This window comes from Marinilabilia sp. (assembly GCF_016278715.1).
Lineage (GTDB): Bacteria > Bacteroidota > Bacteroidia > Bacteroidales > Marinilabiliaceae > Marinilabilia.
On record NZ_JADQBH010000131.1, the window covers coordinates 43,821 to 60,447 of the forward strand.

The 16,627-nt window shown below is 43.0% G+C and carries 15 protein-coding genes; 1 reads left to right on the top strand and 14 read right to left on the bottom strand.

Annotated features, from left to right (window positions below):
- Positions 1 to 105: 105 nt before the first annotated feature.
- From nadE to QZZ43_RS08455, 5 genes are all read right to left on the bottom strand, one after another.
- Positions 106 to 1,101, bottom strand: coding sequence for an NAD(+) synthase (gene nadE / locus QZZ43_RS08435; protein ID WP_291857891.1), 996 nt, complete (start codon positions 1,099 to 1,101; stop codon positions 106 to 108).
- 4 nt (positions 1,102 to 1,105) lie between these two features.
- Entirely contained in the window at positions 1,106 to 3,088 is a 1,983-nt protein-coding gene (gene asnB / locus QZZ43_RS08440; protein WP_291857893.1) for an asparagine synthase (glutamine-hydrolyzing), read from the bottom strand.
- A gap of 3 nt (positions 3,089 to 3,091) precedes the next feature.
- A complete protein-coding gene (locus tag QZZ43_RS08445; RefSeq protein WP_291857895.1) occupies positions 3,092 to 3,331 on the bottom strand; it encodes an acyl carrier protein in 240 nt (79 codons plus the stop codon).
- 140 nt (positions 3,332 to 3,471) lie between these two features.
- Positions 3,472 to 4,011, bottom strand: a complete 540-nt coding sequence (locus tag QZZ43_RS08450) for an acyltransferase (RefSeq protein ID WP_291857897.1) — start codon at positions 4,009 to 4,011, stop codon at positions 3,472 to 3,474.
- A gap of 167 nt (positions 4,012 to 4,178) precedes the next feature.
- Positions 4,179 to 5,030: a hypothetical protein gene (locus QZZ43_RS08455; protein WP_291857899.1), complete on the bottom strand. Its 852-nt coding sequence runs from the start codon at positions 5,028 to 5,030 to the stop codon at positions 4,179 to 4,181.
- Between the two features lie 358 nt (positions 5,031 to 5,388).
- Here QZZ43_RS08455 and QZZ43_RS08460 point away from each other — a divergent pair, with 358 nt between their 5' ends.
- Complete coding sequence (locus QZZ43_RS08460; protein WP_291857901.1) at positions 5,389 to 6,918, top strand: pectate lyase; 1,530 nt, start codon at positions 5,389 to 5,391, stop codon at positions 6,916 to 6,918.
- Between the two features lie 35 nt (positions 6,919 to 6,953).
- On the opposite strand, the gene QZZ43_RS08465 is transcribed toward QZZ43_RS08460, so the two are convergent.
- The 9 genes from QZZ43_RS08465 to QZZ43_RS08505 all read right to left on the bottom strand — a co-directional run.
- Positions 6,954 to 7,322 carry a glycosyltransferase gene (locus tag QZZ43_RS08465; RefSeq protein ID WP_291857903.1) on the bottom strand — a complete coding sequence of 123 codons (369 nt, stop codon included), beginning with the start codon at positions 7,320 to 7,322 and terminating at the stop codon, positions 6,954 to 6,956.
- Positions 7,322 to 8,107, bottom strand: a complete 786-nt coding sequence (locus tag QZZ43_RS08470) for a glycosyltransferase (protein WP_291857905.1) — start codon at positions 8,105 to 8,107, stop codon at positions 7,322 to 7,324. Before QZZ43_RS08470 ends, QZZ43_RS08465 begins: the two co-directional genes overlap by 1 nt.
- Before the next feature lie 168 nt (positions 8,108 to 8,275).
- Positions 8,276 to 9,334, bottom strand: coding sequence for a glycosyltransferase (locus QZZ43_RS08475; protein WP_291857907.1), 1,059 nt, complete (start codon positions 9,332 to 9,334; stop codon positions 8,276 to 8,278).
- A 23-nt stretch (positions 9,335 to 9,357) separates the two neighbouring features.
- Positions 9,358 to 10,800, bottom strand: a complete 1,443-nt coding sequence (locus QZZ43_RS08480; protein WP_291857909.1) for a formyl transferase — start codon at positions 10,798 to 10,800, stop codon at positions 9,358 to 9,360.
- A 312-nt stretch (positions 10,801 to 11,112) separates the two neighbouring features.
- Complete coding sequence (locus QZZ43_RS08485; protein ID WP_291857911.1) at positions 11,113 to 12,405, bottom strand: pectate lyase; 1,293 nt, start codon at positions 12,403 to 12,405, stop codon at positions 11,113 to 11,115.
- 4 nt (positions 12,406 to 12,409) lie between these two features.
- Positions 12,410 to 13,504 (bottom strand): glycosyltransferase, encoded by a 1,095-nt coding sequence (locus QZZ43_RS08490; RefSeq protein ID WP_291857913.1) that lies wholly within the window; start codon positions 13,502 to 13,504, stop codon positions 12,410 to 12,412.
- 68 nt (positions 13,505 to 13,572) lie between these two features.
- Positions 13,573 to 14,691 (bottom strand): glycosyltransferase, encoded by a 1,119-nt coding sequence (locus QZZ43_RS08495; RefSeq protein WP_291857915.1) that lies wholly within the window; start codon positions 14,689 to 14,691, stop codon positions 13,573 to 13,575.
- A gap of 18 nt (positions 14,692 to 14,709) precedes the next feature.
- Complete coding sequence (locus QZZ43_RS08500) at positions 14,710 to 15,543, bottom strand: glycosyltransferase family 2 protein (protein WP_291857918.1); 834 nt, start codon at positions 15,541 to 15,543, stop codon at positions 14,710 to 14,712.
- Between the two features lie 81 nt (positions 15,544 to 15,624).
- Positions 15,625 to 16,627: hypothetical protein (locus tag QZZ43_RS08505; protein WP_291857920.1), on the bottom strand; the 1,003-nt coding region annotated here is incomplete at its 5' end.

Sequence of the window (16,627 nt, forward strand, 5' to 3'; positions counted from 1 at the left end):
GGATTGTTAAGATCGGATGGAACTCACAACTCATGTAAAAACCCTTGTTATGTCCCGTAAATATAGAGTTCAGAGATTCACAGGACTTACCGCATCTGCCCATCCTCAGTCCAGAAAGTCATAATCGTGTAAAGGTGAACTTCTCAGGTAATCGGTTGTTTTCACTTTACGCTCAAAGTTGGCATAGTTGTTCAACACATCATCCTCAGTCATACTCAATGTCAAAGCTACCTCTTCAGCAGAATACCCGTTTTCCCATCCATACCACAGCAAATCCATTTTCTCAAAGGACATCTGGTAGAAAAATTCTTCCTGTGTCTGTTCGGCGGTATAAGTATCGGTGGTGGGTGTGCGGTCAATAATACTTTGCGGAACTTCAAGATATCGGGCCAATTGATACACCTGGGATTTATACAAACTTCCAATAGGCATCACATCGGCTCCCCCATCCCCGAATTTTACAAAGAAACCCTGTTTCACTTCATGTTTGTTGGGTGTTCCAATAACCGCATAATGATTTGCTTCGGCGTGATAATAGAGCATGGACATTCTGCTTCGTTGTTTAAAATTTGAAGCCGCCACAATTTGCAGATAGGCTGATGGACTCAGCCGTTTGGATACCTGATTGCCATTGGCAAAAATTACGGTTACATAAAATACGGGAGGCAACTTCTTTTCTAAAATTTCTTTTGGAATAACAATCTTCATCTTATCCGTTAAAGGGTTGTATTCCGGAACGATACTTTTCACAGCCTCATCGCGTCGCCGATAGCAGCCAAAACCATCCAGGGCTTTACTGATATTCTCTTCAACGGTTTTCACCCCATATTTACCGGCCAGTTCAAGAGCCAGGTTTTTACTATCGGGACTGGAATCATGCTCGGGCAACAAAACACCCAAAACTTTTCCCGCGCCAAATGCACGAGTTGCAATAGCCAGAGTTACCGAAGAATCAATTCCGCCACTGATGCCAACCACTCCTCCCTGCCGACGAAAACGTTGAAAAACATCGTTTTTGAGTTTATCACATATCTTATCTAGAAGAACTTCGGGCTTCTTTATCTTCAGTATTTGTTTGGAAAAAACTTTAGTTTGACCCATTTTATCAGGATTTTATGGTTTGCAAGTTGCGCACTTCGGCATTAACAATATCCTTGGCTTTCAGCGGTTTAAAATCATCGACAAATTGTTTCCACAACAAATGAGTAGAGAGCACAGCCACCAAAGCCATCTGGTCGGCTTCGGAATGATTATTTCCCTGCATCAGTCTGGCAGTCAACATTTGCACACTACGCTCATCGAAAACACTGGCTGCTCTACAAACATCAGCAGACAACAACTCCGAAACATAATCGTAAGTATTAGAAGATTGCAAAAAAGGAGCTGCAAGGGGCGCTCTGTAAGCCTGTTTGGCTCTTTCGACAACGTGCCGGGGCAGTCGGTTTCCAAATTGGTGTTTGAGCAGAACCTTCTCTTTCAATCCATTCAGTTTGTAGTTGTCGGGTAACGAATGGCAAAATTCCATTACTCTGTAATCCAGGAACGGGTAGCGTCCCTCCACACTATTGCCCATGGCCATCCGGTCGCCCTGGGACGACAACAGATAACCGGACATGAAAATGGTTGATTCCAGATATTGGGCTTTAGCCAGGTCTGTCTGATTGCTCAACAGTGGAGCCAACTCCTGCTCAAGTTTTTCAACCAAACGTAGCCCATCTTCAAGGCCGGGGCGCATCAGTTTCCGTATTTTAGAAGTATTGTTCCAGCGAAGAAGGTGAGAATAAAGAACTGAACTGGTATCCTGTAAGCGATATCCGAAAAACAACTTCAGGGCATTTGGAGACATCTTCTTCAGCTGGGGCAAATAAGGATAAAGACGCCCCAATAATAATGGCCTCAGAGACGACCCCGAATCCCGGGCCCAGAATCGACGAACCTGCATCTCTTTGAAAATATTGTATCCCCCCAACATTTCATCAGCACCTTCCCCGGTCATTACCACCTTAATATTATTTTCACGAACCAGACGGGAAAGAAGCATCATAGGTAATGGAGCGGTTCGCAACAAAGGCATTTCCGTATGCCAAACCGTCGCTGGAAAGTCCTTTGCAATATCATCAGAAGAACAAGAAGTTCTATGATGGCGGGTTTTCAACAAATCAATCATGCTATCCTGATAAGCACCCTCATCGTAATCTTTATCGGAAAAACCAATAGAAAAAGTTTGCAACAACTCTTTTGGTGCATTTGCCCGAATCAACAAAGCAATCACTGAGGAATCCAGTCCGCCACTCAAATAAGATCCAACAGGTACATCGGCACGCAAGCGTAGTTTTACAGCATCTGTCAGCAAAAATTCCAGTTGTTCTCCTGCTTCATCCATTGTTCCCTTAAAACGTTCCTCTGATCCCGGAAAAGCAGGAGACCAGTATTTTTTCAATTGGACATGGCCTTTTTCAAAAAACATAAAATGACCGGGAGGCAACTCGTGCACCCCTTCAAATGCTGTCCGTGGTGATAAAGTTGTCCAAAAAGTAAAAACCTGCTGCAAAGAATAGAAATCCAGGTGTCGTTGAACTCCGGGGAACTCGAATAGCGCCTTAATTTCGGAAGCAAAGACCAGATGTTGATCGTGGATGGTATAAAACAAGGGACGAATACCGACCCTGTCGCGTGCTAAAAAAAGGCTTTGTTTCTGGGTGTCCCAGATGGCAAAAGCAAACTGACCATTAAGTTTATTCAGGCAATCAGCTCCAAATTCACGGTAGGCCAAAAGCAATACCTCCGTATCACTATGGGTTCTAAAATGACATCCCAACTGCTCCAGCTGGATCCGGAGTTCCTGATAATTAAAAATCTCACCGTTAAAAGTAATCCAGTAACGTCCGGAATCATCACACAAAGGTTGTTGTCCGGAAACCAGGTCGATAATACTCAGGCGCACGCTCCCCAGGTTTATGTCGCGTGACAAAAAGACACCGGCTTCATCAGGCCCCCGGTGCCTTATCCGTGACAACATTCTGTTCAGAACAGAAGCCCCCCGGTCATTCCCCCCTGCATCTCCGGAAAAACCAACGATTCCACACATACACTACCGTTTTTTTTGTATCACATAATTTTCTATCGCATTAAGGTTTTGAAAATTTTCTTCCATTAGATCGGTATCCTCCGTTCTGACACCATATTTTTCTTCCAGAAAAGCAATCAGATTGAGCAATCCCATAGAATCAAAAATTCCTTCCTCAAAAAGCATCGTCTCCTCTTTGATCTGTTGGGCATCGGTAAAAGATGTTTCAGCAATGTAGTCCCTTATTTCTTCCTTCATAGACATAATAAAAGTGGATAATTGAGAATTAAAAAGCATTAATATTAAAAGCAAGTTAAAGGGAGTGGCCATCATTTTCCAGCCTTATTTGTCAGGAGAACCAAATATTTACATGAAATGGTTCTAAATAGTGACAACAGAACTTTTCAGCCCTGGCTATTTTTCGGCCAAAAAAAGCCGGAAAGCATCTTTTTCTTTTGTTTATATGTCATTCCTTTAGAATCAAACTTAAAGCGGCTCATGAGCATCAGACGTTTTTGCACATCAATTGAGATTACAACTTTAGCAGGATTGCCCATCACCACTGAATTGGGAGGTATCTTCCCCTTTACCACAGCTCCGGCAGCCACAATAGAGTTATCGCCAATTTCGGTGTTGGGCAACAACAGGACATTAAAGCCCAGGCACACATTATTGCCTACCTTAATAGAGCCAAATATATCAAGATTGGGGTATTCGGGTCGAAATACCCAGACGGCTCCATCATGAGTCAAAAATCGAACGTTGTTGGACACGGCCACATGATCTCCCAGGGCTATCAAATAGGGTTCTGTACCCCAATCGGCTTTAAACAGCCTGCAATTTTTCCCAATTTTAACCCCCACTTTTCTCAACATCCATATCCGCAATGAACTTGAAGGCAGAATTCTTGAAAGTCTGAGAATTAGTTTCACTAATAACTTCATTCTGATGTTGCTTTGGTTTGCATACATTTGAATTTGGAGAGATTGATGAGTCCTTTAAAAAAAGCATCTTAAATGTCAGACTCTTCACTAATTTAAGCCTTAGTTATGACAAAAGATATAACTTTTTATTCTACACTCATTGATGACTTCATCCTAACCCCCACCTTTTATTCCCCTGTGGTACTTTCCTGATCGCCTCTGTTTTCCAGCACATCCACCATCCTTTTACAAAAAAGAGGAGAAACCCGACGTGCAAATGCGTGTGACGGGTGTGAATCTTTAGGTCCAACCGAATTCTTTGGCAAAAGAAAATTTCCCCCCTCCGTTTCCAACAACCTAAAATCCCAGATAAAAATATTGTCTCCGGATTGATCCCATTCTTCAGCTACCCATTTTGAAAAGGATGTTGCAGCCTCTGCTGATTCAGGTGTTGTACTTTCTTTGGTAAGAGCCGATGGGGTCCACAACAAAAACTTTGTATCCGGATACTTCAACATCTCTGCTTTCAAAGCCTGATATTGAAGTTTATAATTCTCAAATCTTTTTATTTCCTCATCAACCGAAACCTCGCCGTCAAAAACAATCCGACTCACCGGAAAGCAATGTTTCAAAACAATCAGATCATATTCCGGTGTTAGCGTTTTAAGAGTTGGCTCCCCCATATAAAAATCCTGGTCTCCGTTCTTCACCCAGATATTATAATAATCGAACGGATAGTTTTTCCATCCATAAGGTTGCTTTTTTGGAAACTCCAAATCTTTTATTTCATAGGATGTTTGATTTTCCTTATTGTATCGGTTAAACCACTTCTCCACAGCACTTTTCATCCCAAGTTTTCCTTTCACCTTTGTAACAAAGTTATTGCCTCCCTGCCAAACGGTTTTCCCTGTGCTATGATGCAGAAATATCACGCTTTGTTTGTTTTGGTCTTTCATATCACCGGAATTAGAATTTTGACAATTAGAAAATACAATCATAACAAATAATATACTAAAAAGCAGTTTCAATCTTTTCTTCATGACTTTTCTTTTTTTCATACTTACAATGCCTGAAAAGTAAGGTTCTGAGGTATAATTGTCCAGTAATTTTTGACCAATCAGAGATAATGAAAGACAAAATAAAATTTAACGAATGCCGGAAATGCTATAAAACAAAATGCTCTATTTTTGTAAAAATCAGTGCTTTTTGACGAATAGCTCATTTTATAAGACAAGTATTTTTAACCATTTTTAACAAACTTCTTCCAAGGTCAATACCTTCACGCCTCTCAAAAATATATCACACACATTTCTCCTAATATTATAATTGACGAAATAACATTTTTCGTACTTCTCCGTAATAAACCCCAATTGAATTATCAAAAACTTAAAAAAGGCCATGAAGAACAACTTTTTGAACAGGACCATTGTGTCCATTGGGGTAATTGGGTTAATATGGAGTTGCGAACTGGAAAATATCACTCCGGTGACTGATCCGATGACAAAAGAAAGTATTGAACAAGAAACTCAAAAACAGGAAGAAGAACAAGAGGAAACACCACAGGATACTACAAGCACTTCTGACGATAGCTATATGGTACCCGCTTTTTCTGAAACCAAAGCTTTTCCATCCGCAGAAGGATACGGTCGCTTCACCAGAGGTGGACGTGAAGGTCGGGCAATATACGTGACTTCTCTGGATGACAGCAGTGCCCCCGGTACCTTACGCTACGCGTTAGAGGTAGCCACCGGACCACGAACCGTATTATTCAAAGTATCAGGAATTATCGAACTGGATACATGGGTAAAAATCAAAGACCCGTACATCACCATTGCGGGCCAGTCGGCTCCCGGCTCAGGCATAACCCTGAAAAACTCGGGCATTCAGATTGAAACTCACGATGTAATTATTCGTCACATCAGAATCAGGCCGGGAGATGATCAAAACGGGACACCTCCTACCGATAGAGATGCACTTTTCATTTACAAAGACAGAAATTGTCACAATATTATGCTCGACCATGTTTCTTTTACATGGGGAATTGATGAAAACGTTTCTTTTTCGACAGGCACCAATAACCTTACCATGCAAAACTGTATCGTTGCAGAAGCACTATCCAACAGTCTTCATGAAGAAGGTGAGCATTCCAAAGGACTTTTGATGCTTAATGACCTGGACAACATTTCGATTGTAAATAACCTTTTCGCTCACAATTACGGTCGGAATCCACTTATTTCAAGCAACACAAGAAATGTCCATGTGGTCAATAACCTGATCTACAACTGGGGACCCATGCGTCCCGGATATGGAACACATACTCAGATATTTAAAGACCAAATCCCCATCAACGATGCAGTCATTTACGGAAACATGTATCGTAAAGGACGTGTTAGTTCTGACGTACCATTGTATCGTACCGGGAACTGGTATCTGGTGGATGGTTCAACCTTCTTTATCGACCAAAACTATCTGGACGATGGTGGAAACATCAACCCACTTAAAAAGGTTAGTACCTCTTTCCTTGATAATCCAGATTTCTTTGCTGGCTTCATGATGACTAAAGCACCTGCCGGATGGGAATCAGAGTATTCCAACATCAAGAGCATTAGTGAAGTGGAAGGTTATGTACTGAATAACGTGGGCACAAGAGTTCCCATAGTGGATGATGTTGATGGAAGAATCATAAACGAAACACGCACTCATTCAGGAGACTTTGTTGACTCACCCAGAGACAGGGGTGGTTATCCATCACAATTCCAGGGCACTGTTCCTGCCGACAGTGATGGAGACGGCATCCCCGACAAGTGGGAAATCAGCAAAGATTTGAATCCTGATTCGAGTAACGATGCCGTTGCTTACACACTTTCTCCCTATTATACCAATCTGGAGATGTATTTAAACGAACTTGCAGGAGATTACGCCCTGTAAACAATACCGAATTGTTGAAATAGTAAAACTGAAGATTACCCCTGGAGTGCATCATTACGGCGCTTCAGGGGTTTTTTATTTTCAATCAGCCAGTAATAGATGTCAGCAAACCTTCCGGCAATTATCTTCCAGTCATAATCGCGCAACAATCGCTGATAGCCCCGTTGTGCTATTTTATCTCCCTCTTCTTTATTATCAAGCAGATAACTTATCCTGTCCGATAATCTGTCGGCATTGCCTACTTCAAAGAACAACACCTCGCCTTCCTCAAACACCTGAGTATTTTCGGGTATATCGCTGCAGATTACAGGTACCTGAGCCGACACAGCCTCCAATAACATATTGGACATTCCTTCATGATAACTGGGGAAAATAAACATCCTGGCATTCTTCAGATAGGCCATTAGAAGAGCTTTATCCTTAATGATATCAATAAACGAACATCAAGAGTCCGGGCCATTTTTCCAAGCTTCCTGGAATAGTCGGGAGAATGTTCCCTGTTGCCAATAATCAGCACACGCCCACGATAATTAAGTTTAATCAAGGCCTCCAGCATCACATGAACACCTTTGGAAGCAATAACACGTCCGGAGGCAAACAATACATAATCTTTTTCAGCAATTTCGGGCAAAGGCTCATTGTCGAAAACGATTCCGTTGGGGATAAATAATATTTCCCGGCTGGTACGATCACGAAACAGCTCCGCAACCGGTTTACTAACAGAAGTAACCACATCGGCAGGCATTTTAAAAAAGAGCCACTCCATGAAAACAAAATACTGCCTCACCAGGTAAGGCCATTTGGCAGCAAATTGCGGACGGGCCCGATGTCCCGAAACCACCCGGTAACGCAACCTCAGCATAGGAACAATAAAAGCCGCATCAACGTGAAAAACATGCACGACATCAAAATCGCCTTTAAACAAACAATAAAAAGTAGAAACAAAATAATAGTACATGGCATTGAGTCGGGAAATAAAAAACCTTTTAAAAACTATCTGCTCAATGCCACCGTAAACACCCGATTTCCGAGAGGTATGTGTATCGGTATTGAACACCACAAAATGAAAACTGTCTTTCAGAAAGTACATCATATTTTCCCCTGCCCTTGCTGAACCACCGTATGCAGGTAGTCCCTTCAATCCGATAACTGCTATTCTGGGTTTTTCGCTTTTTTTGTTTTTAACCATAACTTCGTTCAAATAGTTTATTTAATCGCGGAGGACAGGGCTTAAAGCGGCTGACTATCCCCTACTTGCAAGGCATCAATTATTAATTTCAACTCCTTACCGATAAAATCTTTGCGTCTTTTGGAATCCGTCGCTTCAGCGTTGTATTACTTGGCGTTTAGATTTCTTCTAACGGCCTGTTTCAAGGAGACTCAGATAATGACTAATAAAAGAGCATGTTGAAAATTCTGCTTTCAACTTTTCATATCCATAACGGCCCATTTTCAGTCTTAGCTCCTTGTCATCCAGCAACCGGGCGAGAGCATCAGCAATAGCCTTTACATCGCCCACATTGGTCAGGAAACCATTTTTTCCTTCCTCCACCAGATATTTGTTGTCGCCCACGTTGGTAGCCACCACGGGAAGCTCAGCTGCCAGTGCCTCCATCAGAGAATTGGAAAGTCCCTCCCGTAAGGAAGTGCTAAGATAAACCGATGCCTTATGAAAAATTTCCGGAAGCTTATCAGGTGCAATAAGCAATTCCACATAGTCCTGAATGTCCAATACCTTTATCCATTGCCTGATTTCTTCCTCCTGAGCCCCATATCCAGCCAATACATACCGAAAGCCACTGTTCTTTTGCGCCAGTTCCTTGATAGCCAAAAGAGCGGTATAATGGTCTTTTTGAGGCAGGAATCTCGAAGCGGTCAGTATTGTGAGTTTAGCATTTCCACCCTCCTTATGGGCCATACCATTCACATCAATTCCATTGTGAATAACCAGCATCTTCTCTTTTCTGAAACCACGAAGAGCCAGATTTTCTGCCCCTGCATGATTATTAAAAATGGTGTGATGCGAAACGTGATTGTGTAGAAACTTCTGCCAACGCAATTTGGACGGAACAATGTCGCAATTCCGGATGCCACCAAATATTTTTCTTACCCCAGCCAGACGTCCGGCCAAACCGCCTGCAAAATTATTTATTAATAAAAAATTAAAAAGATGTGAAACCTTTTCACTCCTCATCAACCTAAAAAACTGAATAAACTTGCTTATTGATGAACCTTTAAGAAAAACAACAGGCAATTTATCCTCCTCAATAAGCCGCTGATATTCGGGGGCGACAATTTTATTTGTCCAAACCACCAGAAAAGCAGGAAAATGCTTTCGTAACTCACGAGTAAGCAACAAACTTTGCTTCTCGGCCCCACCTAAACTCAATTGTCTAATAAATACTGCTACTACCATAGAAAAAAATCAGTCCGGTTCGGTTAAAATTTACAATCTCCCATTACCAAATCACCCATGATATTTAGCGTGTGAAAGGAAGTCTTTCGACTGTACCACGGGAAATAAATTTCCTCTGCACAGTGCTCCTGGTACTCTGTTTCTGTAAGTTTTATTACTTCGCACAGACTCACCCTTCCCCCGTAAATTCGGGAGCAGTTTTGTCCGGGCCGGTAAAGTTTTTCATCACGAACAAACAGCGGCCCCGCCGGACGGGCACACCGGTTATCCGAAACAACAGGATTTTGGGGATGTGAAATCCATTGGTCCTGAAGAATATCATCACAATAAAAAAGATATAACTCCTGATAGGTGGAAGCATTCTCCGAAGGTTTATGATTTGAAAAAATCCACCATTTCTCATGATAATAAAAAGGTGTAGTATCCAGCCAGTCACCATCTTTAAAAACCTCTCTGAAGCGCTCCCATTTATAAGGAAAATCAGTTGCCTTGTAAATAACCAGTTCCCTGGCTTCACTGCTCTCGGGCATCATATACCAGTCATCTTTCACCCGAAAAACAAAGGGATACGACAAATGTGTATCTGTTTTCAGAATGGTGACAGGCTTACCTTCAATTCTGTGCAATTGCGGATTGTATTGCGAAATTGCAAGCTGTCCTTTCCCATTAACAATATGCTCGGCAAAAAGGAATATTTTTCCCTCGTGCGATATCAGGAACGGATCTGCCCACCCCCCATCGTCCAGTGAATCCAGATATTTTCCTTTTAACCTTTTGTTGTCCCGTAAAGCACCAACGGTTGTTTGAACCAGATGCCAGCGGGGTTTGAAGAGTTTATTCCTCCCTTTGTGATAAAACTCCCAGAAAGGATAAGCCGCAAATTTCTTCAAGAGATTCATTTTCGGAAATTGCCGGTCGGAAACGGGATACCCCAGAGGAGTGCCAAAGACCATATAGTCGAGGATCTTCTCAATATTGAAACACAGATATTTTACGTTTCGGGAAAACCTGAATGCCCTGGTTTGAAACCAGGCATGATAAAAACATTTCTTTTCCGCATCCTCAAAAACCAATGGACGTCCGAACGAGAAGAACTGAACAATATAATGCCAAAAGCCCCGGAAACCAGGCGAAGTAAACAAATTCCCCTTTGCCACAAAAAAACATTTCTCCGGACCAAGAGTTGCTGTAAGAAAATTTTGCGACCTGCCTGACACAAATCCCAGTAGCGGAATATCTATGTTTTCCTCCAACGTATCAAAGGATTCTGCAATATTTTCATATCCAAAAATCGTAAAAAAACGGCGAAAAAATATTTTTTCCACCCAGGACTGTCCTCGTCTCTTTGGGCTCATCAGCAACAGGAAAATTTTCACACTCCTGTTTCGGGCATAAAATTTCAGAGCCGTTGCAAACCATGGAGCAACGGAAGAATTTTCGAACGCTATGACTATCTCTTTTTGCATGGTTTTGCCGCTTAAATGATTGTGAACTGAGTCTGTGATTTTCTATTGGGCAACCAAATAACCTCTCTATCTTATCTTTTATCCAGGTGAAATTCCAGCCCCCTGAAAACATAACCCTTGTATATTCTATTTGTCTTTCGGGTATGTCGCAAAATGGACTTTAATTTCCCTTCCAGCTTCGAGCAACTAACATCTGCCGCAGCTCCACAGCTTATTTTTACGTTAAATCTTTCTTCTGCCGTGCTGTCACCGTTCCGCGGTTAATTGCTACTGCCGGCCGCGAACTTCTATTTCCCATCTTTCAGCTTTCAGCTATTTCTCCCTTGCGAATGGGTTACTTTTATCTTCCAGCATCTTCTGAAGATGGTTCTGCAACCTGGTAAAATCATTTGCATCCTTCAGATGTGGATCGTCCGGTATTTCAAATCCTTTTGTTTCATTAGGGAGAGTCATCGGAATTCCCAGTTCTTCCTCATCCTTAATTATATTCCCTTCTCTTTGTCTGATATTGGATACCAAAAGGCTATCCACCGCATCCCGATTCCGTGGGCGGGCCCCCGAGGAGGACAACAAGCTATCTTCCAGAACATCAGAGCAAATAACAAGATCGACTGAACTGGTGAATGGAGTCTGGCTGACCGGTGTAAACCGATTGGACTTATCAAAAAGCTGCAAATCATAACTTCTCTGCAAACGGCCTTTATGCAATGTGGTATTGTCGGACCAGAAAACATTTAGTGAATCAGCCACTTGCTCATGCACCGACAGCAGGAAACGATTCATATTATCGGGGCCTGTAATATAATGGTTGCTCTTCAGGATAACATCCACAGGATAATTTCGTGGGCCTCTGCTTCCTAGGTATATGGCGTGTGATTCAGAATTGTATATCAGATTATTGATAACCTCCACCTTGCGCGAATCCCCGCGTATGGTAGGGTTCCGGTCGCCATTGAAAGCCAGCACATTTCGTATCAGACTCACATTGAAAGAATTAAGCACCAGGAGACCACAGGAATGCTCCAACCCATCAAGTGAATAACCCACTATTGAGTTGCTGATGGTAATCCCCGGTCCGGCATTCAGAATGGTAAGCGTTTCATCAAGGCCAAAAGCAAAAGAGCAATGGTCGAAAACCACATTGAAAGTGCGCAAAGAAGTTCCCCGTACGGTTGCACAATCGGATTGTTTCTGGTGCCCTGAGCCCAATCGAAAACGCATATCCTGAATCAACACATCATGGGTTCCAATTACAAAAGGATGTCCCCATACCGCAATTCCCTTCCCCGGAGCAGTCTGACCGGCAACATGCAAAAAAGGAACCCTAACCACAATAGGACTCTCCAGAAAAATATCTCCTGAGACTTCAAACACAACAATCCTTGGGAATGGGCGATTAAGGGCATGCCGGAGTGAGCCGGAGCCTGAATCGTGCAGGTTATCCACAACCACAATTTGTGGCAGTTCGCTTCCGCCATAGGCCCCCGGTGATTGAGTTCCCATCCCCTCGGCTCCAGGAAAGATATTCTGGCCACTTGAAGCAACTGGAATAACTGCCAGAAAAAGAAATACAACTATATTTTTCCAATACGTTTTCACCATCATCCTATTAAGCTTTTCCTGTTACTTCTCTGAATACAACCTCATGTTCCGACACCAGTTTTTCGATAGAACACTCTTTAATCACATACTCATAACCATTTTCCCCCATTTTCCGCGCCAGTCCGGGATTATCAAGCAATTCACTTATTTTGTCTCCCATCCTGATGAAATCATCCTGCGGCACCAGATGCCCCGTAACCCCCTCCCTAACCACCTCATTAATTCCAAAAACATCGGTGGCCACCACAGGCTTTCTCAGAACCATATATTCCAGGAGGCTGTTGGAGGTTCCTTCTCCAAAAGATGCCAGTACCGCCACATCAAAAATATTAACCACCTGCTCCACATCATTGATTCGACCCGTAAACACAAAGAAATGCTTCAATTCGTCCGGAATCATTTCTCCCAGCTTAGCCCGATCCTGTCCATCTCCCACTACAAAAAAAACCACATCACGGCGCTTTTCCAACAAGGCAATTCCTGCCCTGAGATACATAGGAAAATTCTTACGCCAGTCAATAGTTGCAACCATTCCCACTATCTTTTTATCGGCAGACACATGATATTCCCGTCTCACCAGGGCATGATTATTCAGTTTTTTTATCCTGTCGATATTCATTCCGTTACGAATCAACCTTCCTTTTGCTTTGGGTACTTTATAAACCTCCATCCCAATTTGAGAATTCCCGATGATGACGTTGGAAAACAGAAACGAGATTTTTGCCCGGAACCACTGTGTGGAAAAGACCGGAAGTCTCGAATTCTGCACCATCTCATTAACCAGCGGCACACCCTTCAAAATTCGAAATGGAAGCGCCACCATACTGGGCAGCCCCCCCCAACTATTAATTACATCAGGTCGGAATTTTGATGCTTCTTTGTAAAACCTGGCAAACACCAACGGATCCTTTTTATGCGCCCGATGAAGATATTTAACCTCCACCCGATCCATATCCAGTAACCTGTTGAAATGAATTTCATCTTTCAGGATAAACACCAAAATCCGGTATTTCGGGTTGAGAGCCAATACTCTAACCAACTCTTCCACCTGCCTTTGTTTGCCCCCGTCTCTCAGGCTTTCTATTACAATTAACACTCTCATCTGTCTCGTCTTTAAAACATCCTACATCAAAGAGCCCGATCTAAAAAGCATCTTTAATGCCAAACTAATCAATTCAGGCGGGATGAACACCACTCTACAATCTCCCTGGCACGCTGATCCCAGGTATATTTTTTCATAAAAGTTTCAAGAGCTGCCGAACCAAGTTCTTTTCTGAGAGCCGGATTGCTTTCCAATCGGTCCAACGCTTCAATCCAGGCTTGTGAGTCTTCCGGGTCAACAAGAATGGCCTGTTTTGGAGATAAAACTTCCTTCAGCACCGGCATATCACTAACAATTATAGCTTTCCCTGCCGACATATATTCAAAGATTTTCAGCGGTGACATAAACATACTGGTAGAGTATGCCTGTTTATCGGAAACATAAACTTCCTGCTGATAAGGAGCCAACAATACATCACAAACATTCCGGTACCGATAGACCTCTGAAGGAGAAATAAACCCATAGAAATAGCAATTACCGGGTAGATGACCGTAAACCTTCATATCCCCTTTCTCTGCCCCGAAAAAGTGAAAACCAACCCGGCGGCGGGCTTTGGCCATTTCCAGTATTCGCTCGATCCCCCGCCCTTTAAATACACTTCCAAAATAGCCCACATTCAAATCGTGATCTCCTTTAAGCTTTTCTGTTTCATCCCGGGGCACCACATCCGAACCATCGTGCGCCACAAAAAGCCGGTTGTCACTGAAACCCTCACTAGCATACATTTTCTTCAAAGCCGCCGAGATTACAACCATTCCTCTAAGCGATTTCCTTTGCATAACTGATTTGAAGAAGAAACGATGAAACACTCTGGCAGCTTTAAAAAAGAAGGTATGCGATTCGAGCACCAGGTTGCGGGTAACCCTGGACATAAAGAAGGCAGAAGTAACCGTCCTGGTATAAGCCAAATCGGGTTTCCACCTCAAAACCTCTTTCATGGCCGTCATGCCAAGCGCCAATGAAGCCATACGCCCCGAACCGGGAGCTTTGATAAATTGGGCTTGAAACATAGGCTCCACTCCATAATATTCAAAACAGCTCTCCATAGATTCAAAAGAATTGCCCTTGAATGCCAGCAACCGCACTTCATGTCCTGCTTTCACCATAGAACGGCACATGCGCATCACATGAATACTATCTGCTTTCTGACCCGGCATGGTAGCTTCTGCTACGTATAAAATCTTCATAGTTTTCTTTACTAATTTCTATTCAACATCAAATCCGATTCGGTATGCTTCCTCTTTGAGTAGCCGCCGAAACCGCCGGTTCTTTTCATAAACCAGCCTCACCTGATTTAAAAAGCCCATCGTCTTTTGAAGGGAAGAACCAGCGGAAAGAAAATTTCCATATTTTTTTTGCCTTGCTTTAAATTCAGACGCCGCTTTGTCATTGAGTTTTTGGGCACTCCCCATCCCAAACACCGACTTGGATTGTAAATGTTTTCGATACATTCCCAGAAACATTGGGATATGGAAAAACCGGGTATGCTCCCTAAACCGATACCACAAATCTGTATCCATCACGTAATCGAGTGATGTATCCAGACCACCAACTTTTTTCCAGATATTGGCTGTAAAAAATGCTGCCTCCTGAGGTAATTTGGCCAATAAAGGTGGAAACCAATCAGAATAGGAGGGCGCTTCGTAAGCTTCAATAACCGTTGATGCCCTATCAATCACAAGCCGGTCACCAAAAACCAGTTCAACAGCGCTCTCTTTCTCAAGAAAATGTACCGCCATCCTGACTGCTCCGGGACAGATTAGGTCGTCGGAATTCACCCAGTTAAAAATCTCACCGGTAGCCCTCAAAAATCCCTTGTTGATGGCATCACTCTGACCGTTGTCGGGCTCGCTAACCCACCATGCCAGACGATTCTCATATTTTTTAATAATGTCAATACTTCCATCCGTTGAGCCTCCGTCAACCACTATATATTCCAGGTTGGGATAGTTCTGGTTGAGTACTGAAAGCATCGTCTCTTCCAAAAATTCACCCTGATTAAAAGATGGGGTGACAATCGAAACCTTTGGTAATCTCATTCCTTCCATAACAACCTCCTGTTCAGCAAATTAGAAACACCCAACGGTGTCGCCTGCCTGCAAATATATTTTTATCATCACTCAAAGCTTCTTCCCGGCTTTAAGATGAATTTCCAGGGAGGCGATTCCCTGGATCAAACGGCCATGGTCAGCGAGTCCCTGCTGATGTTCCTTCCATAAAACATTTGGTTTTATCACATCCGGCAGAATTTTTCTTGCCTGGATATCGCCCAGCTGGTCAGCAACTAAAGATTTAAATTTCGGATTATCAATCAACTCTCTGGAAAAATCGAAGTAGTTAAGTTTCGGATTCCTCCAGTTTTTCATGTGCTGCATCAATGCAAAATACTTCCTTCTCACTTTGGGGCGCCATGCCGCTGCACCCAACGGAAAACCAATATTATTTTTTACCGGCAATGCAAATAACCGGGGTTTCCACCATTGCAGAAACTCCTTGAAAAATTTCTGATTCCGTTTTTGTTCTTCTTTCAATCCCAGAAAAAAAGCCATCAAATCGGGATGATTAAACGGTGCCCGGTGTTCAAAACCCTGAAGCATCACATGCGGAGCAATGTACTTATTTTGTCTGTTGAGCAAGTCATACCCCTCTTCCAACGTCAGGAATCCTTGCTCCGGCTGAGGCACCCTCAGGTGATCGAGGGAGTATTCTACGCCGCCTGACAATAGCCGAACATCCTCATTTTTAATATAGCGATTGAAAGCCAGAAAGTTTGTGCGCGCATCTTCATGAGAAGCAGCCAAAATTCCCTGTACATGATCCCCTGTAATGGATTCGCCCAGGAATCCCGACCAATGTACCCCATCGGAAAAATCCCGCTCAACAAAACGGAGCGGAGCATGATAGAACATCAGAGCCTGATGATCCATACGCCGGGAGGTTTCAATCAATTCATCCAGCGAATATTCATACTTGTCGAGAGGAATACGTATATTAGGAACTCCCAGAAACCTGGCAACCTTTGCGGCAATTTCATAATCGAAAGAGCCCGGAAGTCCAAAAGTATAAGTAGTAAGATTGGAAGCCTCGGTAAACTGCAGAAGCCCCGCCAGGACAGCACGACTG